We start from the raw sequence: 19,984 nt of genomic DNA, 5'->3' as shown, positions 1-19,984 counted from the left end.
TTTCCACCATACCGGTCAAACCGGCGCCGCGAGGGCCGGAGACAGGGCCGTGGTCGACGGGCGGATCGTGCCGTCGACGAAGATCGCGTACCAGAGGCAGAAGATCGCCACGGTCCAGACCTTGCGGGAGTTGTCGGCGTGCCCGGCCCGGTGCTCGGCCAGCAGCCGCCGGGCGTAGTCGAGGTCGAGCAGGTGCCGGGCGCCGGAGCCGGCCAGCAGGCCGTCCACCCAGTCGCCGATCGCGCCCTTGAGCCAGAGCCGGGTCGGGGTGGGGAAGCCCAGCTTGCGGCGGTCACGGACCGACTCGGGGACGATGCCGCGCATCGCCTCACGGAACGCGTACTTGGTGGCCCGGCTGTGCGGGGGCAGTTTCAGATCGGTCGGCAGGCCGGCCGCGGCCGCGTACACCGCCTGGTCGAGGAAGGGCACGCGCAGCTCCAGCGAATGGGCCATCGACATGCGGTCGGCCTTGGTGAGGATGTCGCCCGGCAGCCAGGTGTGCAGGTCGACGTACTGCATGGAGGCGACGTCGTCGACGTCGGCCGTCTCGGCGTACAGCCGCGACGTGATCGCCGTGTGAGGTTCGGCGGTGAAGCGCATGAGCTCCGCCTTCTCGGCGGCCGAGAAGATCCGGGCGTTGCCGTAGTAGCGCTCCTCGATCGGCGTGGTGCCGCGCTCGATGAAGCTGCGGCCGCGCATCCCCTCGGGCATCGCGTGCGACAGGCCGCGCAGCCCGCGCTTGAGGCCGGCCGGCAGCCGCTCGACGTTCGCCAGCGACGACGGCTCGCGGTAGATGGTGTAGCCGCCGAACAGCTCGTCCGACCCCTCGCCGGAGAGCACCACGGTGACGTACCGCGACGCGGTCTGGGCCAGGAAGTAGAGCGGGATCAGCGACGGATCGGCCACCGGGTCGTCCAGCAGGTAGACGATGCGCGGCAGCTCCCGGATCACGTCGTCCTCGGTGACCAGGGTCGGGGTCAGCTTCACGCCGAGCTGGTTCGCGGTGTCCTGGGCGATCTCGATCTCGGAGTAGCCGTCGGTGCCGAACCCGGCGGTGAACACGTGCAGGTCGGGCTTGACCTCGCGGGCCAGCGCGACGATGGCCGACGAGTCGACGCCGCTGGACAGGAACGCGCCGACCGGCACCTCGGCGTGCAGGTGCTTGTGCACGCTGTCGCGCAGGGCGTCGCGGATGCCGCGCTGAGCGTCCTCGGCCGTCATGGCCAGCGGGCGCAGCGACGGGCGGAAGTAGCGCTCCACGCGGATGCCGCCGCCGGCCGTCCAGGTCATCCGGTGGCCCGGGGGCAGCCGCTTGACCTGGCGGTGCAGGGTCAGCGGGTCCGGAACGTACTGGAAGGTCAGGTAGTGGGCGAGGGCGTCGGTGTCGAAGCCCGAGCGGGAACTGCCGCTGAACGACAGCAGGGCCTTGCGCTCACTGGCCAGGAACAGCCCGTCGACGGTCTCGAGGATGTAGAGCGGCTTGATGCCGAACGGGTCGCGCGCGGCGTGCAGGGTGCCGGTCCACCGGTCGTACGCCACGAAAGCGAACATCCCGCGCAGCCGCGGGAGAGCCGCCGGGCCCCAGAAGTGGAACGCGGCCGCCAGCACCTCGCTGTCACCCTCGGTAGCGAACGTGGCGGCGTGGTCGCGGATCAACTCGGCGCGCAGCTCGCGGTAGTTGTAGATCTCGCCGTTGAACACGACAGTCCACCGGTCCCGGTAGTGCACCGGCTGCTGGGCCTCGGCCCGGTCGATGATGGCCAGCCGCTTGAAGCCGAACGCGGCGCCGTCGGCGAACTCCACCTGGGTGTCGTCCGGGCCCCGGTGGTGCATCGACTCGAGCGCGCCGGCGAACGCGGCAGCGGACGCCTCATCCGGCGTTCCGGCGGCCGGGCGGCTGCTCACGAAGACGCTGAGCCCACACATACGTACCTCCCCAGATCGGTTCCGGGAAAACGTAGGTCGCAACCTGTGAAGAACTTGTGGCCTCATCGCAATCGGCACGGACCTTCACAAGAACCCAACATTCGTTGGTCGATGTTGCTTCGCTGGGTCAGAATCGCCGCGTGACCGCACGTATCCTGGTGGCCGACGACGACCCGAAGCATGCCCAGCTCATTCGCCTCTACCTCGAGCGCGAGGGGCATCAGGTGCTCACTGTCGGTGACGGCCGGTCGGCCCTGGACGTGGCCCGATCCCGCAAGCCCGACCTGCTCGTACTCGACGTGATGATGCCGCTGGTCGACGGGCTGGACGTCTGCCGCATCCTGCGGGCCGAGTCGGACGTGGCCATCCTGCTGGTCACCGCCCGCTCCTCCGAGAACGACATGCTCCTCGGGCTCGACATCGGCGCCGACGACTACATGGCCAAGCCGGTCAGCCCGCGCGAGCTCACGGCCCGGGTGCGGGCGTTGCTGCGACGGGCCGGCGCCGGTGAAGGCGGCCTTCTGCAAGTGGGCGATCTCGAAATCGACGCCGGGCGGTTCGAGGTGCGCATGCGCGGCGAGGCGGTCACGCTGACGGCCAAGGAGTTCGCGATCCTCGAGTTGCTGGCCAAGGAACCGGGCCGGGTCTACACCCGCGGCCAGATCATCGACAAGGCGTTCGGCTTCGAACACGACGTCTCCGAGCGGACCGTCGACGCCCACGTGGTCAACCTGCGCCGCAAGGTCGAGCAGAACCCGGCCGAGCCGGAATACGTGCAGACGGTGTACGGGCGGGGCTACCGGATGGCCGAGCATTGAGCTTCCGGGTCCGCATCTTCCTGCTGGTCATGCTGGTGGCGCTCAGCGCCATCGGCGCGACGGCGTGGCTGACCCTCAACCTGACCCAGCGTGAGGTGTCCGACGCCCTCGAGGCGCAGAGCCGGCACCGGGCCGAGATCGTCCAGACGGTCCAGCGGTACGGGCTGCGGCACGGCAACTGGCCCGGCGTGAACAAACTGGTCACCGAGCTGTCCGACCGCACACACCTGCACATCCAGCTGCAGACCAAAGAGGGCCAGGTGCTGGTCGACTCGGACACCGAGGCGGGCCGGGCGGCCGGTGCCGTGCAGGCCGTGGGCTACGCCATCGACCCGATGCCCAGCCTGTACGACCGGGCGCCGTCGGCCTTCCCCGCGCCCGCGGCCTATCTGGCCGGCACCCCGACCCCGCGCGACCTCTACGGGCCGGCCCCGACCGATTCCCGGTACGGAAGCCCGGCCGCGATCGCCCTGCGGCAGGCCGCCCAGTACCGGGCCGGCCTGGTCCTGGTGCGCTGCCTGAACAAGACCCTCGGCGTGCCGGCCGCGCTGGGCAGCGACCGGGCGCCGTACGTGACCGCCCAGCAGCGGGCCGCCTCACCCACCTGCCTGCGCGACGCCACGGCCAAGGTGCTCGGCGACAAGGCCTGGTTCCAGAGCTACTGGGACTATCTCGAGAACTGCACCGGCGCGCCCCGGCGGCTCGTCGGTGACCCGCTCGGCAGCAAATGCGTCGAGGGCGCGTACGCCGACACGGTCGTCACGAGCGCGGCGATCCCGCTCCAGCTCTACCTGGGAGCGCGCGGCACGGTCGACATCGCCGACTTCGGCCGGCCCGCCATCATCGGCGTCGCCGGCCTGGTCGTCGTGGCCATCCTCGGCACGTTCCTCATCGCCCGGCAGGTCAGCCGGCCGGTACGCCGCCTGACCGGCGCCTCCCAGATGCTCGCGGCGGGCATGCTCGACGTGCGGGTGCGCGTCAAAGGCGAGAGCGAACTGGCCCGGCTGGCCGCCTCGTTCAACACGATGGCCGGGGCGCTGGAGGAGAGCGAGGAACGCCAGCGGCGGCTCATCGCCGACGTCGCCCATGAGATGCGCACGCCGCTGTCGAACCTGCGCGGCTACCTGGAGGCGCTGTCCGACGGGGTGGTCGAGCCGAGCCCGGAACTGTTCGCCTCGCTGCACGAGGAGACCCTGCTGCAGGGACGCATCCTCGACGACCTTCAGGTGCTGGCGCTGGCCGAGGCGGGCGACCTCGGCTACACGAAGACCCCGGCCGACCTCTCGGAGCTGGCGGCGGCCAGCGTGACCGCCCACCGGGCCCGCGCCGCCGAGGCCGGCGTGACACTGACCATCCAGACGTCACCGGCCGTCTGGGTGGAGGCCGACCAGGACCGGCTGCGGCAGGTCCTCGGCAACCTGCTGAGCAACGCGATCCGCTACACCGACAAAGGCGGGCAGGTGGAGGTACGGGTACAGGCCGCGCACGGCGAGGCCGAATTGACCGTACGCGACACCGGGGTCGGCATCACGGCCGGCGACCTGCCGCACGTGTTCGAACGGTTCTGGCGCGCGGACAAGGCGCGGCAGCGCGCCACCGGCGGCACCGGCCTGGGCCTGACCATCGCCCACCGCATCGTCACCGACCACCACGGGCGCCTCGAGGTGACCAGCCAGCCGCACCTCGGCACCACCTTCACCGTACGGCTGCCTATGTCGGTCCCCGATCGACGAAACTGAACGGGACAGACGCCGGGAAGTCGCCGGCCAGCTCCACGTAGAGCCGGGCGTCGTCCTCGCTCCACTGCACGATGCCGTACTCCTCGCTGACGAAGGAGTAGGTCGGCCGGTTCTTGTCGTCGAGTTCGGCCGTCTCCGACAACCCGAACAGCGTCTTGTCGGAGACGGCGCAGTCGGTGGGCACCAGGTCCGACGAGGCCCGGGTCTCGGAGGGCTTGATGCCGAGACAACGGCGCTCGCCGGAGAGGGCCGGCACGGCCGAGGCGATCTGATACCGCTCGCCGTGCGGAACCAGGACGAACACCGACTCCGGGGTGGTGCCGCCGCCGGCCTTGGCCGGGGCGTTCTGCGGCAGGTACAGGTCTTTGTCGACGTTGGCCAGGTGCAGGAGGGTGCGGCGCCTGCCGGCCAGGATGCCCGGAAGACCGGTCGCGGCGGGCGCCGGGGCGGGGAATGCCGAGGCCGGCGCCGACGCCGGGGGCGAGACGGCGGCGTCGCTGTGGCGGTTGCGCAGCACGAAACCGGCGCCGCCGGCCACCACCGCGATGGCCACGACGGCGGCCGCGATCGCCCACGCCCGCCCGCGGCCGGGCTGAGGCAGATAGTCCGGCGGAACCGGCTCCGGTGGGGCGGGGGCCGCCGGCTGGGCGGGGGCCGCCGGCTGGGCGGGGGCCGCCGGGGCCGGGGCCGCGAGCTGGGCGGGGATCGGGTTGCCCAGCAACGCGTCGAGCAGGTCGCGGGCCGTCGGGCGGGCGGCCGGGTCCTTGGCCAGGGCGCGCTCGACGATGGCCCGCAGCGGGCCGTCGAGGCCGGTCAGGTTCGGCGGCTGGGTCATGATGCGCATGGCGGTCGCGGTGGGGGAGTCGCCGCCGAACGGGGTACGGCCCGTGGCGGCGAAGGCGACCACCGCACCCCAGGCGAAGATGTCGGCCGGGAAGCCGGCCTCGTCGGAGTCGAACCGCTCCGGCGCCATGTAGGCGACGGTGCCCACCATGGTCCCGGTCCCGGTGTGCCGGCTGGTCACCTCGGTCGGCCGGGCGATCCCGAAGTCGATCACCTTGACCCCGCCCATGGCGAGCAGCACGTTCGCCGGCTTGAGGTCGCGATGGATGACCCCGGCCCCGTGGATGCCGGAGAGCGCGGTGGCGATGCCGACCGCCACGCTGTGCAGCGCGGCCCCGCCCAGCGGACCCTTCTCCCGGACCACGGCGTCCAGGCTCGGCCCGTCGACGAACTCCACCACCAGGTACGGCGGGTCGTGGTCGGGGTCGGCGTCGAGCACCTCGGCCGTGGAGAACGGCGGCACCTGCCGGGCCCGGTTGACCTCGCTGCGGAACCGGCGCAGGAACTCCGGATCGGCGGCGAACTCGCGGCGGACCACCTTGACGGCGACGGGCCGCCCGGCCGGGGTACGCCCGTGGAAGACGGTGCCCATACCGCCCTCGCCGAGACGGCCGTCCAGCTCATAGCGGCCCAGCCGGGCCGGGTCGTCGGGACGCAGCGGCCGGTTCACGGATCGAACATTACCGCCAGCTGTCGACAGCTCTCGCGCCCCCGCCGGTCCTCACGTGTCGCTCCCACGGGCACACACGAGGTGACCTTCCATCGATAGGGTGGCGCGCATGGTGTGTCCGACCTGCGGGCTCGACAACGACCCCAGCGCCGCGGCCTGCGCCCGGTGCAACACCGCGCTGGCCGCGGTCCCGTCGTGGCCGCCGCCGGGCTACGCCCCCGCGGCCCCGCCGTCGTCCCCGCCCTCCGGTTACACCCCCCACCCCGGCTACCCGCTCGCGCCGCAGTCGCCACCCGGTCACGTCCCGCCGCCCGGCTACGGAGGACCCGGTTCCGCTCATCCCGCACCCGCTCATCCCGCACCCGGCCATCCCGCCGCCGGCCATCCCGCGCCTGGTTATCCCGCCGCCGGCCATCCCGCCGCCGGCCTTCCCGCGCCCGGTTATCCCGCCGCCGGCCTTCCCGCGCCCGGTTATCCCGCCGCCGGCCTTCCCGCGCCCGGTTATCCCGCCGCCGGTTATCCCGCGCCGCCCTCCACCCCGCCCATGTACGGGCGGCCGCCGCGCAACTGGCTTCCCGTGGTCGCGGGCATCTCGGTCCTCGTGCTGCTGGCGCTGGTCGCCGGCCTCGTCGTCTACCGCAACGGCCAGGACGACCCCGTCGCCGGCCCCGCCCCGGCCACCCAGCCCGCGGGCGGCGGCCAGCCCACCGGCGGCGGCCAGCCCACCGGGCCCGGCACAGCCGACGGCGCGACGGCAACGACGGATCCGGCCACCACGCGGCCGACCGACGCCGGCGCCGGTGCCCTGCCGCAGGCCCGGGTCGTCGACGACGTGCTGGTGCGCAGCAAGGCCAGCCGCGACAAGCTGAACGTCGCCATCGACCGGGTGGGCCGCTGCACCGGCCTGAACGGCGCCCTGTCCGACATGCGCGAGGTGGGCGACGAGCGCCGGGCACAGATCGCCGAGGTCCGCTCGGCCGACCTGTCCGCGGTGAGCGACGGCGAGTCCATCCGCTCCACTTTGATCACCGCCCTCCAGCATTCCCTGGACGCCGACGCCGCCTTCGTGGAGTGGGCCGAGGCCGCCGCCGACAACGGCTGCGCCGACACGACCGGCCGCAAGTCCGCCTACTCCCGGGGCCTGGCCGAGTCCGACCAGGCCGGCACCTCGAAGGTCGCCTTCCTGGCCGTCTGGAACCCGGTCGCCGGCCAGTTGGGCCTGCCCACCCGTACCCGCCAGGGAATCTGAACGCCCGCCGGAGCCGGCCCTACGCCTGCCGGGCGGCGATGACGGCGGTCTCGGCGGTGGGCTTGGTGACGCCCAGGCCGGCCAGGACGCCGGTGCCGTCCTCCAGTTCGAGCAGGGCCAGCAGGATGTGCTCGGTGCCCACGTGCGTGTGGTTCAGGCGCAGGGCCTCGCGGAACGTCAGCTCCAGGGCCTTTTTGGCGTGCGCGTCGAACGGGATCAAGGCGGGCACCGACTCGGCCGCCGCGGGAAGGGTCTTGGTGGCGACCTCGCGCACCGTGTCCAGCGTGACGCCCTGCGCGACGATCGCCCGGGCGCCCAGGGCGGACGGGTCGGCCACCAGGCCCAGCAGCAGGTGGGCCACGCTGATCTGGGCGTTGCCGCGGTTGCGGGCCTCCTCCTGGGCGGTGACCACCACCTTGCGGGCGCGGTCGGTGAAGCGGCTGAAGCCCTGGCTGGCGTCGAGGTCGGAGCTGTCGGGCTTGGCCACGAAGCGTTTCTGGGCGGCCTGCTTGGTGACGCCCATGCTCTGGCCGATCTCGGTCCACGAGGCGCCGGAGCGGCGGGCCTGGTCGACGAAGTGGCCGATCAGGTGGTCGGCGATGTCGCCCAGGCGGTCGGCGGCCAGGACCGCGTCGGAGAGCCGCTCGAGGGCGGTCGCGTTGTTGTTCTTGATGGTCTCGATCAGGTCGTCGAGGCGTACGGAATCGGTCATGCGTCAACCATAGGTTGACGCAGGCGGACCGTCAACCGCTGGTTGACGGTAGAGCGGCCACTGCGACTGTCGCGACGGCGTTGGCGCACAAGCCGGCCACCAGCAGCGCGGTGACGATCGCGTAGCGGATCAGCAGCAGGCGGCGGGCGCGGAGTCAATGCCGTACGACCGGATCCAGATCGAAGCCGTACGACGGCGGCACCGCCTTGCGTTCCGGCTCGACGACCTCACGGATGACGTCGTTGGCGAAGCCGGTGTCCAGATAGGGCGCACCGCACAGTTGCCGGGTCGCGTCGTTCAGGGTGGTCCCGGGCATGGACGACGGCATGCTCAGCAACGGCGGCGAATCGGCCACACCCGGGAACCTATCGAAGTTCTACTTCTTCGGTGGGGTCACTTTCAGGGTCATCAGCGGCAGCGGCCCGGTGATCTGGGTCTTCACCTCGAGCTTGACGCCGGCGCCGGCGACCTTCACCGAACCTTGCGGGTTGGCGCTGTCGTAGTACCTCAGCGGGTCGGAGTCGTCGAAGACCGGGATGGCCTTCTGGCGGGGCACCGAGACCGCGGCGCCGTTGCGGTGGAACGTGACCGGGTCGGTCTTCTGCAGGCCGAAGGTCGCGTCGAACGGCTGGCGGCGGTTGCCCAGCAGCACCCCGTCCGGGAAGACGACCGGCGCGGGCCGGGCGTCGACCGGCAGGCTGAGGCCCACACCCGGGTGGCGGCTGGTGTTGTTGTCGCCGGCGGCCGGGTTCACGTACCAGACCAGAAGGCCGTCCTGGTACGGGAAACGCTCGGCCCAGTCGGGCTTCGTGTCGGCCCAGCCCCAGTTGTACGGCCCGAGCTTCAGGGTCTCGTCGTAGCCGGTGTACGTGCGGTACTCGGCCGCGTAGTACGAACCGTCAGCCAGCGGGACCACCACGGCCTGCGGCAGCTTGCTCTCGCCGTTGGCCGCCGTACCCAGGGTGATGTACTGGCTCTTGCCGGGCTTGACCGTCACGAAGTTGGACCAGCCGAGGAAGATCTTCTCCCAGGCGCCCATGTAGCCGGGCGTCGAGCCGATCGTCGGCGCGCCGCGGCCGAGCCACGAACCGGCCGACATCAGCGTCCAGAAACCGGTGCCGTTGTCGCCGCCCGCGGTGTCGTAGAGGTCGGGCAGGCCCAGGTCGTGGCCGTACTCGTGGGCGAAGACGCCGAGGCCGCCGTTCTCCGGCTCGGTCGTGTAGTCACCGATCCAGATGCCGGTGTCGCCGATCTGCACGCCACCGGCCAGGTTGTTCGCCGGGCCGGCGGTGCCCTCCAGGTCGGAGAAGGCGTACCAGCGGTGCGACCAGATCGCGTCGGTGCCCTGCGCGCCGCCGCCGGCCTCCTCGCCCTCACCGGCGTGGATGGCCTGGAAGTGGTCGACGTAGCCGTCGGGCTCGTTGAAGTCGCCGTCGTCGTCGTAGTCGTCACGGTCCCAGACGTCGAAGGTCTTCAGGTACGCGGCGACCTCGGCCGGGGTCTTGCCGGCCGCGATCTGGCTGTCGTACCAGGCGGTCGCGCTGTCCTTGATGTAGTTCCAGTAGCCGTCGTCCTCGGCGATCTCGTTGCTGCCGTAGCGGGCCTCGTTGTAGGGCAGCTTCACCCAGTCGGAGACGTCGCCGCCGACCGTGTACCGGCCGCCCGACTGCTTGTAGTAGAAGTTCGCCATCGACTCCTTGTTCTTGGCGAACAGTAGCTGCTTGTAGTGCGCCGAGTTGAAGTCGGCCTGCCAGATCGTCGTGTTGTCGACGGCTCGGTTCGGCTGCGGGATCTGGTTGTGCACCGGGCCGGCCGTGCCGCCGGTGGCCGGGGCGGTGGCGTCGCCGAACTCGGTCAGGAAGGTGAGGACCGGGTCGGTCTTCGTCTCCTTCTTGCGGTACTCGACGTACCTGCCCCGGCCGAGCTTCACGACCTCGGAGCCGTTCTTCTTCTCGGTGGTCACCTGGCCGGCGATGAGTTTGCGTACGGCCTCGGTGCGCTCCGCCTCCCGCTGCTCGGCCAGCGGGTGCGGCAGGTTGTCCTCGCCGAGCGACGCGGTGGGCTCCCGGTCGGCCCGTTCCGGTCCCGCGGCGGGCGCCGCCGCGGCCGGCGTGGCGATGAGGGTCGCCACCACCGCGCCGGCCAGCGCGACGCTGAATGTCTTCCTCAAGAGGGTCACTCCTTCAAGAAAGCTACGTCCGTGCAGCCATAGAATCTTAGATATTTCTATGTAGCAATGGGACGTAACTTTTTTCAGAGAAGTAAAAAGTTCTCGATGTCTTGACTAAAGCTTCCGAGCTCCGAGGATGGGAGGATGAAGCCGCTCCGCCGGGGTCTTCTCGCGCTCGCCGCCGTCGCCGTTGTCGTGTTCGGACTGCCGCCGTCGCCGGCCGCGGCCCACGGGACACTCGGCATGTCCGTGCCCGCCCAGGGGGCGACGGTCAGTGCTCCGCTGGGCAGCGTGGAGCTGTTCTTCACCGAGAAGGTGCCGGACAACGCGTACTTCGCCGTCACCGCGCCGGGCGGTGGGCGGGTCGACAACGGCTGGGAGCACGCGGCGCCGAGGCCGCTCGACAAGCCGGTGACCGAGTACTTCATGGTCGACGGCAAGTTCGAGCCCCGGCAGTACACGACGGGCTACCCGGCGCGGGTGCGCGTGGCCCACCTGCCGGCCACCGGCGAATACCGGGTGGAATATCAGTCGAAGGCGTCGGACGGCGATCCCGTACGGGGTTCCGTGACGTTCAAGTACACGGGCCCGGCCACCGCCGCGCCGGTCGGGTGGTCGCCACCGACCGGCGCGCCCGATGCCGCGCTCGGTCAGTCCGGCGACCAGGGCGAGGTACCGGCCTCGGCATCCGCGGCCGCTCCCGCCTCCGCGGCCGCTCCGATCGCGGCGCCTCCCGCCGGCGAGGGCGGCAACGGGCTCGTCATCTGGCTGACCGTCGCGGCGGCGGTGGCCGCCGGGGCCGGCTTCCTGCTCTGGCGCCGAGCCCCCGCTCTGAGCCGCGGCCGGTCGGCGAGCCGGAACCAGCCGAAAGGCCGGGCGCCGTCCCGGGACTGGCCGAAGGGCCGCGCTTCCAGCGCGACTCGGCCCAAGGGCGCGACTACAGGCGGGAGCCAACCGAAGGGCGGGGGTCAGCCGAAGGGCGGGGGTCAGCCGAAGGGCGGGAGCCAGCCGTGGGGCGGAGCTTCCGGCGAGGGTCGGGACTCGCTGAAGGGCGCGGCGAACGAGGGCGCGCGCGAGCCGGGTGGCGCCGACGGCCGGCGGTCGGTTCCGGTGGGCCCGCTCGCGGTCGGCGCGGTCGTGGTGGCGCTGATCGGCGGCTATGCGCTGGGGCGGTCGACCGCCGCGCCGAAGGCCCCGCCCTCGCCGCCGGCTCCGGCGGCGGCCGCGGCGGCCACCGGGCACCAGCACAGCGGTGGGGCGGCCACTCTGGAGGCGTCCGGAACCGCGATCAGCTCGGGTGGCTACACCCTTCAGCCGGTTCATCGCTCGCAGGCGCCCAAGACCAGCACCGCGTACACGTTCCGGATTCTCGGCGCCGACAAGAAGCCGGCCACCCGCTACGCCGTGGTCCACGACAAGCCGCTGCACCTGGTGGTCGTCGGCCGCGATCTGGCCGACTTCCAGCACCTGCACCCCACCATGTCACCCGACGGCCTGTGGTCGGTGCCGCTGGCGCTGGCCAAGCCGGGCGCCTACCGCGTCTTCGCCGACTTCACCGTCGAGAGCTCGGCCGGCGCGAAGATCCCGCTCGTCCTCGGCGCCGACCACCACGTGCCCGGCGACGGCCCCCAGACCGACCTGCCGCCCGCCGCCACCACCGCCCAGGCCGGCCCCTTCACCGTCACCATGGAGGGCGCGCCGCGCCCCGGCGCCACCGTCCCGGTCCTGTTCCGCGTCACCCGGGCCGGCGCCCCGGTGAGCCTGGAGCGCTACCTGGGCTCGTACGGCCACCTGGTCATCCTCCGCGAGGGCGACCTGGGCTACGTCCATGTCCACCCGGACGCCGACCTCGCGGACGGCGCGGTCAAGGTGGCCGTCTCCATTCCGGCCGCCGCCCGCTACCGCGCCTTCCTCGAGTTCCAGGTCGACGGCAAGGTGCAGCGGGCCGAGTTCACCCTCGACCTCGACTGAGCGGCGGTCTCTCGACTCCCCAGCGGGGTGAGAGCCCCCAGGGGACTCATGGCGCGAGCGCGGCGCCCGGGTGTCAGAGCAAATTCGTAGCCGAATCAGAGGTGGTGGTCAAACCCTCGGCATCGACGCCCACCGCGACGGCTGGGCCGGCGCGGTGGGCGTGCTCCGTCAGGTGGTGCGGTCGACCGCGGCGGCGGCCAGGTCGGCCAAGGCCGAGCGGACGAAATCGGGGAGTGGGGCCGCCTCCAGGGCGTTCAGGCCGGCCTGGGCCCGTACGCGGATCATCTGCTCTATGCGGTCCAGCGCGCCCGTCTCCCGGATGATGGAGCGCAGCTCCTCCGCTCCCTCGGCGTCCAGGGCCGGGTCGCCGAACAGCTCGGACATGCGGGCCGTCTGGTCGCGGTCGGCGGCGTCGCGGGCCAGCGCCATCATCACCGTCATCTTGCCCTCGCGCAGGTCGTCCAGGGTGGACTTGCCGGTCACGGCCGGGTCGCCGAAGACGCCCAGGACGTCGTCGCGCAGCTGGAAGGCGTCGCCCAGCGGGTCGCCGAACTCGGTGAACGACGCCGACAGGGCGCGGGGCGCGCCGGCCAGGCAGGCGCCGATCTGCAGCGGGCGGGTGACCGTGTAGCGGGCCGACTTCATGCGGATCACCGTGAGGGCGCTCGCCACCGAGCCGTCGCCGACGCCGGAGACCAGGTCGAGATACTGCCCGGCGATGACCTCGGTCCGCATGAGCGCGAAGGCCGCGTACCCCTGGTGAATCTGTCTCGGGGGTAGCCCGCACTCGTGGAACATCTGCTCGGCCCAGGCCGCGCACAGGTCGCCGCAGAGCAGGGCGGTGTTGCGGCCGAAGGCCAGCGAGTCGCCGCGCCAGGCGTGCCGGTCGTGGACGGTGGCGAACAGGCGGTGCATCGACGGCTGGCCGCGGCGGCGGTCGCTGCCGTCGATGATGTCGTCGTGGATGAGCGCGAAGGCGTGGAACAGCTCCAGCGCCGCCGCGGCCCGGATCGCCTCCGGGCAGTCCTCGCCCCCGCCGCCGCGCCAGCCCCAGTAGGCGAAGGTGGGGCGCAGCCTCTTGCCACCGGCCAGCACGAAGCGGCGCAGCGAGTCGAGCGCGCCGCGCGGGGCGCCGTCGGGCCAGGCCGGGTCCTGGCGGTCGATGAACTCGGCCAGCGCGGTGTCGAACCGTTGGCTGAGGGGCCGGCGCGTCGCCTGCAGCGTCATGACGCCAGCCCCGTGAGTTCCAGCAACAGGGCCTTCACCTCCGTCGCGGCGATCTCCTTGCGCCCGAGGGCGGGGTCGGAACACAGGAACACCGGGCCGTCGTCCGGATCGTCCGGGAGCCGGCCGTGCGAGCCGCGCACCGCCTTGGCGCCGGCGTCGAGGCCGACGACGTCCATCACGTACCGCAGCCCCAGTTTCTTGCGGGCCACCGCGGTGACCGCGCGCCGCTTGGCCGCGGCCGGGTTGGCCGGGTCGAAGAACAGCTCGGCCGGGTCGTAGCCGGGCTTGCGATGGATCTCGACGACGCGGGCGAAGTCGGGCGCCCGGGCGTCGTCGAGCCAGTAGTAGTAGGTGAACCAGGAGTCCGGCTCGGCCACCAGCACCAGATCTCCCGCCCGCTCATGGTCGAGCCCGTACCGCGCCTTGTCCGGGCCTTCGAGGACCTGGTCGACGCCGGGCAGAGCGGCGCAGAGCTTGGCCACGGCCGCGACGTCGACCTGGTCGCGGACGTAGACGTGCGCCACCTGATGGTCGGCGACGGCGAAGGCCCGCGAGACCCAGGGGTCGAGATATTCCATGCCGTCCTGGGTGTAGACCTCGAGGAGCCCTTCGGTACGCAGGAGCCGGTTCACGTCGACCGGGCGGCTCACGTCCGTGATGCCGTACTCGGACAGCACCACCACCGTGGTGTCCCTGGCGGCCGCGTCGTCCAGCAGCGGCGTCAGCACCTTGTCGAGCTCGGCCGCGGCGGCCGACGCCTGCGGCGCCGAGGGACCGAACCGCTGCAGGTCGTAGTCCAGATGCGGCACGTAGACGAGCGTCAGGTCGGGCTGCTTGGTTTTCAGCATGTGCCGGGCGGCGTCGGCGATCCACTGCGACGACGGCATGCCCGCGCCCGGTCCCCAGTAGGTGAACAGCGGGAACGGTGGCAGCTCGTCGTGCAGGGACGGGGGATAGGTGTAGCAGTCCGGCTCCTTGCGGCCGTCCGCGCGGTAGATCGGCCGCGGCGTGATGGTCCAGTCGACCCGGGCCCCCATCGCGTACCACCAGCAGACGTTGGCCACCGTGTAGTCCGGCTTCAGCCGCCGGGCGTCGTCCCAGATCTTGTCGCCGCCGACGAGCGCGTTGTGCTGCCGCCAGAGGAAGACCTCGCCGAGCTCCCGGAAGTACCAGCCGTTGCCGACGATCCCGTGCTCGTTCGGCAGCGCCCCGGTCAGGAACGTGGACTGCGCCGAGCAGGTCACCGCCGGCAGCACGGTGCCGAGCTCGGCCTGGAAGCCCTGTTTCGCCAGGGCTTGCAGGCGGGGCATGTGCGCCAGCAGGCGCGGGGTCAGCCCGACCACGTCGAGCACCAGCAGTTTGCTCATCGGTTCACCGCCAGCAGGTCGCGTGCGAAGGAGAGCTCGGCCGCGATGCCGTCGGCCAGCCCGGTCTCATCTTTCGGCCGTTGGGATTCCGGGAGGACACCCCAGGTGTACGTCTCCACGTCGAAGTGCTCGCAGCGCTCGCCGGGCGCCGTCAGCAGCTCGCGCAGCGCCTCCCGGATCACCGGCACGGTCGACGTCAGCGGCGTCTCGGGTTCGGCGTGCAGAGGTACGTGGTAGTGGATCCGCCACGGCCCCTGCAGGCGGCGGTCGAGCGCCTCGTCCAGGTCATCGGCCGACCCGCCCTCCGCCGAGCGGGTCTGATGCAGGAAACGCTTCTCGGCGTACGACCGCAGCACCTGCTCGGCCGCAAGCGGATCGTCGGCCTGAAGCGCGGCCGACACCTGCGTCTTCACCACCGGGATGCCGGCCGTGCGGAGCCGCCCGAGAGCTTCGGCCGGGTTCTCCCAGGCGCAGGCCAGATGGGCGAGGTCGAGGCACACACCCAGCCAGCGCGTGTCCACCTTGGCCAGCAGTTCGGTCGCCTGGGCCGTGTTCTCGATGAGACAGCCCGGTTCCGGCTCGAAGCCGACCCGGACGGTCCGCCCGGTCTCGCCCGCGATCCGGTCGAGGCCGCGCGCGAGGTCGTCCAGATGCCGGGTGGCGGCGGTCGCCCGCTCGGCGTCCCACGGGGTGCGCCAGGCCAGCGGCAGCGACGACACCGAACCGTAGCCGGTCGAATCCGGCATGAGGTCGGCCAGGACCCGGGCGCAGTTCAGCGTGTAATCCAGCCGTTCCCGGTCGGTCCAGTCGGGGTGGTAGACGGCGTGCTTGACCACGGGGGCCTGGAACGCTTCGTACGGGAAACCGTTGAGAGTGACCACCTCCAGACCCCGTACGTCAAGCTCCCGCCGCAGTCGCCGTCGCAAAGTGGGATCGCCGGCCAGCGCCGCCGCGGCCGGCGCGGCCAGCCACAGGCCCAGGCCCAGCACATCCGAGCCGAGGCGGCGCCGGATCGGCAGTGCGAAGGTGTCGAGCTGGCCGATGATGCCGTCCAGGTCCTCGGCCGGGTGCACGTTGGTGCAGTAGCTGAGATGCATCAGCTGCCTCCCCGCAGGATCGAGTTCCCGGCGAACGTGGCCTCGGCGCCGTCGACGTCCGACAGGTCGAGCCGGCCCGACTGCGAGTAGAAGTCGACCGGATTGCGCCACAGCACCCGATCGACGTCCTCGGCCGTGAACCCGGCCGCGAGCATCGCCTCGGCCGTCCGCACGGTGAGCAACGGATCGGACTTGCCCCAGTCGGCCGCCGAGTTGACGAGCACCCGCTCGGTCCCGTACTTGCGAAGAATCTCGACCATGCGATCGGGCGACATCTTGGTGTCCGGGTAGATGGAGAAACCGACCCACACCCCGGCGTCACGGGCGGCGTCGACGGTCACCTCGTTGAGGTGGTCGAGGGCGACCCGGCCCGGATCGATGCCCGACTCCTTGATGACGTCGAGGCTGCGCTGGGTGCCGCGGGCCTTGTCCCGGTGCGGCGTGTGCACCAGCGCCGGCAGGTCGTGGTCGAGAGCCAGCGCGAGCTGGGCCGAGAACACCTCGTCCTCGGCCGGCGTCATCGAGTCGTACCCGATCTCCCCGACCGCGACCACCCCGTCCTTGGCCAGGTAGCGCGGCAGCAGGTCGAGCACCGGCCGGCAGCGCGGATCGTTGGCCTCCTTGGGATTCAGCGCGATCGTCGCGTGGTGCCGGATACCGAACTGCGAGGCCCGGAACGGCTCCCACCCGATGATCGAGTCGAAGTAGTCGGTGAATGAGCCGGGGTTCGTGCGCGGCTGCCCGAGCCAGAACGCGGGCTCCACCACCGCCCGTACCCCGGCCTCGGCCATCCGCTGATAGTCGTCGGTGGTGCGCGAGGTCATGTGGATGTGCGGATCGAAGATACGCATCAGGCCTCCTTCAGCTGATCCAGCAGGGCGAGCGCGTCGGGCGGCATGTCGCGACCGGCGGCGTGACGTTCGGCGGCGAAGGCGCGCAGCATCGCGCCGAGCGGTGCGTCGGCCCGCTCGGCCAGGCGGTGGACATCCTTGAGGGGTACACCCATGAACACGCACTTGAGCACGGCCTGCCGCCACGCCTCCTGGTCGAGGTGGTCGCTGTACGGGCCGAGCGCGGCCGCCACGAGCCGCGTGTCGTTGGTGCGCAGGGCATCCTCGAGCAGCGGGACGGCGCTGGGGCCGATCGGCAGCAGCGGCAACGCTTTCAGCACCGCCAGCTTCTCGGCCGTGTCGCCGTGACGGTAGATGTCGCCGACCTGCTCGGGCGGCACGGCGGCCAGCAGCAGAGCCCGGGCCGCCTCGTCGGTCGCCCAGCCGTCGCCGAGCGGATCCCGCCCGTAACGCCGGCCGGCGGCCGGGAACAGGCCGGCCACCGCGCCCGGTTCGCCGGTGACGCGCAACAGATCGGCGGCGAGCCGTTCGTTGCCGCCGAGCTCCGCCCGCAGGTCATCCAATGTGGTCATTCGAAGCCTCCTTGACCGCGTTCCGCAGGAAGTCCAGCGACTGCGCGGCGATCGCCGGCGCGGCGTGCGAGTGGCGGGGCAACTCCACCGAGATCAGCCCGGGGTACGGAGCGAGAGCCTTCATCACGGGCGGGAAGTCGATCTCGCCGGTGCCGAACTCCAGATGCTCGTGCACACCCCGCCGCATGTCGTCGATCTGCACGTTGACCAGGTGATCCATCACGGCCGTGACACAGTCGGCCACCGGCATCGACTCCAGGCAACGGCAGTGCCCGATGTCGAGCGTGATGCCGAAGTTCGGCGGCTCACCCAGATCCGCGTACAGCCGCCGCCAATCCGCGATGTCGTTGACCAGCATCCCCGGCTCGGGCTCGAACCCGAGGGTGACCCCTTTACCGGCCGCCTCGTCCACGACCTCGAGACAGCCGTCGACGAGACGGCCCCAATGCTCGGCCCGCCCGATGCCGGCCCAGAACGAGACGGCCTCGGCGCCCAGCTCGGCGCCGACGGTGATCGCGCGCCGCAGGTATTCCAGCCGCCGGGCCGGATCGTCGTCCATGAGCGTGGGGGAATGCTTGCGCCACGGGTCGAGCAGATAGCGGGCGCCGGTCTCGATGACCACGGCCAGGTTGCGTTTCTGCAGCTCGGCGGCGACGGCGGCGGTGCGCCGGGCCAGATCGGCGTCGAACGGGTCGAGATGGTTGGTGTCCAAGGTCAGGGCGACGCCGTCGTAGCCGAGGTCGGCGATGACGGCCAGCGCCTCCGGCAGCCGATGATTGGTGAAACCGTTCGTTCCGTAGCCGAACCTCATGTGGGCGACACCTTTCGGGCCAGGCGCCGGGCCAGGGGCGCGACAAGAGCGAGACCGAGGCCGTACGCGGGGGAGCCGGCCCGGGCCGTCAAAGCGCCCTGAAGCCGCGGCAGATCGGTGATGCCGGCCCCGACGGCGGCCCTGATCCGGCCGGCGGAGGGGTCGGCGGCGGCGCGGGCCTGCGCGGTGCCGTAGCCGGCGGCGTACCAGGCGGCCAGCGATCCGGCCGCGGCGGAGGAGCCCACCGTCGTGGCGGCCAGACTCAGCGTCCCGGCCAGCGTCACCAACGGTAGAGCGGGTGTCGCGCCGGAGACCTCGTGCCGCGACAGAGCCGTCACCGTGTAGGTGTGGGCGGCCACGGTCAGCGCCGAGGGCACAGCGCGCTTCACCCGGCCCCCGCTCGCCCCCAGCAACACGTCCAGTCCTCGGCAGGCGGCCATCACAGCCGGGCCGGCTGAAGTGTTCTTGGCCCACACGTCGTAGGCCCAGACGGCGGCGGCGAGCGGAGCGGCCACCGCGAGGGCGCGCCGGCCGCCGGCCAGCGCGGCCAGGCCGACGCCGGCCGCGGTCAGTCCGGCGGCGGTCATCAGCGCCTGACCGGGCCTGACCCGCCCGGAGGGGATCGGCCGTTCCGGGCGCTCCCGGGCGTCGAGCTCCCGGTCGGCCCAGTCGTTGGCGGCCATTCCGCCCCAGTAGAGGCACACCGAGGCCGCCATCAGCCCCGGGGTCGACCTTCGGACCCCGCCGGCCGCGGCCGCGCCGGCCACCGTGTCACCCGGCACCGAGAGGGCGGCCGGGGCCCGGACCAGCTCGGCCAGGTCACGCCACCCCATCGAGGCCTCGCACGAAGCTCACCAGGCGGGCCCACTGGTCGGGCAGGGCGTGTGGCACCTCGCCGATCGGGTCCTTGAAGAAGAACGCCAGGTCGGTGAGGGGACCGCTGCGACCGGCGGCGTGGGCGGCCGCGGTGAGGCGGGCCAGGTCGAGGATCAGCGGAGCGGCCAGGGCCGAGTCGCAGCCGTGCCAGGAGAACTCCATCCGCATGCGGGTGCCGAGGAAACCGCTGAAGGTGATCAGGTCCCACGCCGTCTTGAAGTCGCCGATGTCGTCGACGTACTCGATGTGGCTGCTGCCCTGCGGCTGGTAGCCGAGGGTTTCGGCCAGCACCCGCTGCTTGCTTCCGGCCTTGGCCGCGTTGGCGGCCGGGTCGGCCAGGTTGGCGCCGTCGCCGCCGCCGAGCAGGTTGGTGCCGGCCCACGTCCGTACGCGCAGATTCCGCATGGCGAACATCGGCGCCAGCACCGATTTGACCAGCGTCTCGCCGGTCTTGCCGTCGTGGCCGGCGTACGGCAGGCCGGTTTGCGAGGCCAGCTCGCGCAACGCCGGAAGGCGGGTGCCGGTGGACGGGGTGAAGTCGACGTACGCGCAGCCGCTCTTGAACGCCGCGTAGGCGTACAGGGAACTCGGCGGCAGCACGGATTCTTCACCGAGTGCGCGCTCCAGGAGATCGAGCGTGGCATGGGCCGGATGAGCGGCGGCCGCCGGCTCGGTCGAGGAGACGTTGACGACGACGACCCGCTCCAGGCCGCGCCGCCGCCGGAAGTCGTCGATGTCGTCCGCGATCAGGCGGGCCACCTCGAGCTGGGTCGCCGCCGTCGGCACCGGCCGCAGCTCGCGCTGCAGGGCCGGAAGCTGGTCGGCGACGGCCGCCGCCGGGCCCGCGGGGAGCACGCCGGCGGCGACCAGGTCCTCGACCTTCTTCTCCAGGGTGATGTCGCTGATGTCGTGGCCGCCGAACACCAGCTCGCCCAGGCCGGGAACGGCCCTGCTGGCCAGTGCCGGCAGCTCGGTGACGCAGCCGAGCGGCTCGGCGAGCCCGGCGCGTAGTGCGGTGGCCCCGACCATGCTGGTCACCGCCACAGATCCTCTTGCTCCGATCAACCACACGCCGGTCGTCATTG

Annotated in this window: 17 protein-coding genes; 4 read left to right on the top strand and 13 right to left on the bottom strand. The window is 72.0% G+C overall.

Annotated features, from left to right (window positions below; translation table 11 throughout):
• Positions 1-15: 15 nt before the first annotated feature.
• Positions 16-1,926: an asparagine synthase (glutamine-hydrolyzing) gene (gene asnB / locus AB0C26_RS24165; RefSeq protein WP_360251494.1), complete on the bottom strand. Its 1,911-nt coding sequence runs from the start codon at positions 1,924-1,926 to the stop codon at positions 16-18.
• A gap of 140 nt (positions 1,927-2,066) precedes the next feature.
• Between asnB and AB0C26_RS24160 the strand changes: the two genes are divergently transcribed.
• Complete coding sequence (locus AB0C26_RS24160) at positions 2,067-2,744, top strand: response regulator transcription factor (protein WP_360251491.1); 678 nt, start codon at positions 2,067-2,069, stop codon at positions 2,742-2,744.
• Positions 2,741-4,483 (top strand): ATP-binding protein, encoded by a 1,743-nt coding sequence (locus AB0C26_RS24155; protein ID WP_360251488.1) that lies wholly within the window; start codon positions 2,741-2,743, stop codon positions 4,481-4,483. The genes AB0C26_RS24160 and AB0C26_RS24155 overlap by 4 nt, the downstream gene beginning before the upstream one ends.
• On the opposite strand, the gene AB0C26_RS24150 is transcribed toward AB0C26_RS24155, so the two are convergent.
• On the bottom strand, positions 4,455-5,996 hold the full coding sequence (locus AB0C26_RS24150) for a serine/threonine-protein kinase (protein ID WP_360251485.1): 1,542 nt from the start codon (positions 5,994-5,996) through the stop codon (positions 4,455-4,457). The two genes, AB0C26_RS24155 and AB0C26_RS24150, sit on opposite strands and share 29 nt — an antisense overlap.
• Before the next feature lie 109 nt (positions 5,997-6,105).
• On the opposite strand from AB0C26_RS24150, the gene AB0C26_RS24145 reads away from it, so the two are divergent.
• On the top strand, positions 6,106-7,245 hold the full coding sequence (locus AB0C26_RS24145) for a hypothetical protein (RefSeq protein WP_360251482.1): 1,140 nt from the start codon (positions 6,106-6,108) through the stop codon (positions 7,243-7,245).
• 19 nt (positions 7,246-7,264) lie between these two features.
• On the opposite strand, the gene AB0C26_RS24140 is transcribed toward AB0C26_RS24145, so the two are convergent.
• The 3 genes from AB0C26_RS24140 to AB0C26_RS24130 all read right to left on the bottom strand — a co-directional run bounded on the left by AB0C26_RS24140 (position 7,265) and on the right by AB0C26_RS24130 (position 10,127).
• Positions 7,265-7,957 carry a Clp protease N-terminal domain-containing protein gene (locus tag AB0C26_RS24140; RefSeq protein ID WP_360251479.1) on the bottom strand — a complete coding sequence of 231 codons (693 nt, stop codon included), beginning with the start codon at positions 7,955-7,957 and terminating at the stop codon, positions 7,265-7,267.
• Between the two features lie 154 nt (positions 7,958-8,111).
• The gene (locus AB0C26_RS24135) at positions 8,112-8,312 is read right to left on the bottom strand and encodes a hypothetical protein (RefSeq protein ID WP_360251476.1); all 201 of its coding nucleotides are present in this window, start codon (positions 8,310-8,312) and stop codon (positions 8,112-8,114) included.
• Positions 8,313-8,333: 21 nt separating this feature from the next.
• Positions 8,334-10,127, bottom strand: a complete 1,794-nt coding sequence (locus AB0C26_RS24130) for an immune inhibitor A domain-containing protein (RefSeq protein ID WP_360251473.1) — start codon at positions 10,125-10,127, stop codon at positions 8,334-8,336.
• Positions 10,128-10,271: 144 nt separating this feature from the next.
• Here AB0C26_RS24130 and AB0C26_RS24125 point away from each other — a divergent pair, with 144 nt between their 5' ends.
• A complete protein-coding gene (locus tag AB0C26_RS24125) occupies positions 10,272-12,098 on the top strand; it encodes a copper resistance CopC family protein (protein WP_360251470.1) in 1,827 nt (608 codons plus the stop codon).
• 168 nt (positions 12,099-12,266) lie between these two features.
• On the opposite strand, the gene AB0C26_RS24120 is transcribed toward AB0C26_RS24125, so the two are convergent.
• Genes AB0C26_RS24120 through AB0C26_RS24085 form a run of 8 tightly spaced genes read right to left on the bottom strand, consistent with a single transcriptional unit; the run spans position 12,267 to position 19,982 of the window.
• Positions 12,267-13,325: a polyprenyl synthetase family protein gene (locus tag AB0C26_RS24120; protein ID WP_360251467.1), complete on the bottom strand. Its 1,059-nt coding sequence runs from the start codon at positions 13,323-13,325 to the stop codon at positions 12,267-12,269.
• Positions 13,322-14,692 carry a nucleotide pyrophosphatase/phosphodiesterase family protein gene (locus AB0C26_RS24115; protein WP_360251464.1) on the bottom strand — a complete coding sequence of 457 codons (1,371 nt, stop codon included), beginning with the start codon at positions 14,690-14,692 and terminating at the stop codon, positions 13,322-13,324. Before AB0C26_RS24115 ends, AB0C26_RS24120 begins: the two co-directional genes overlap by 4 nt.
• Complete coding sequence (gene eboE, locus AB0C26_RS24110) at positions 14,689-15,789, bottom strand: metabolite traffic protein EboE (protein ID WP_360251461.1); 1,101 nt, start codon at positions 15,787-15,789, stop codon at positions 14,689-14,691. The genes AB0C26_RS24115 and eboE overlap by 4 nt, the downstream gene beginning before the upstream one ends.
• Entirely contained in the window at positions 15,789-16,640 is an 852-nt protein-coding gene (locus tag AB0C26_RS24105; RefSeq protein ID WP_360251458.1) for a TatD family hydrolase, read from the bottom strand. Before AB0C26_RS24105 ends, eboE begins: the two co-directional genes overlap by 1 nt.
• Positions 16,640-17,212 carry an EboA domain-containing protein gene (locus AB0C26_RS24100; RefSeq protein ID WP_360251455.1) on the bottom strand — a complete coding sequence of 191 codons (573 nt, stop codon included), beginning with the start codon at positions 17,210-17,212 and terminating at the stop codon, positions 16,640-16,642. Before AB0C26_RS24100 ends, AB0C26_RS24105 begins: the two co-directional genes overlap by 1 nt.
• Positions 17,196-18,023: a sugar phosphate isomerase/epimerase family protein gene (locus tag AB0C26_RS24095; RefSeq protein WP_360251452.1), complete on the bottom strand. Its 828-nt coding sequence runs from the start codon at positions 18,021-18,023 to the stop codon at positions 17,196-17,198. Before AB0C26_RS24095 ends, AB0C26_RS24100 begins: the two co-directional genes overlap by 17 nt.
• Entirely contained in the window at positions 18,020-18,856 is an 837-nt protein-coding gene (locus tag AB0C26_RS24090) for an SCO3242 family prenyltransferase (RefSeq protein WP_360251449.1), read from the bottom strand. Before AB0C26_RS24090 ends, AB0C26_RS24095 begins: the two co-directional genes overlap by 4 nt.
• Positions 18,843-19,982 carry an inositol-3-phosphate synthase gene (locus tag AB0C26_RS24085; RefSeq protein ID WP_360251446.1) on the bottom strand — a complete coding sequence of 380 codons (1,140 nt, stop codon included), beginning with the start codon at positions 19,980-19,982 and terminating at the stop codon, positions 18,843-18,845. Before AB0C26_RS24085 ends, AB0C26_RS24090 begins: the two co-directional genes overlap by 14 nt.
• Positions 19,983-19,984 lie beyond the last annotated feature (2 nt).

Source organism: Actinoplanes sp. NPDC048796 (assembly GCF_040650035.1).
In the GTDB taxonomy this organism is placed as follows: domain Bacteria; phylum Actinomycetota; class Actinomycetes; order Mycobacteriales; family Micromonosporaceae; genus Actinoplanes.
The sequence above is the reverse complement of the archived record's forward strand: the minus strand, read 5'-3'. Positions and strand labels throughout refer to the sequence as shown.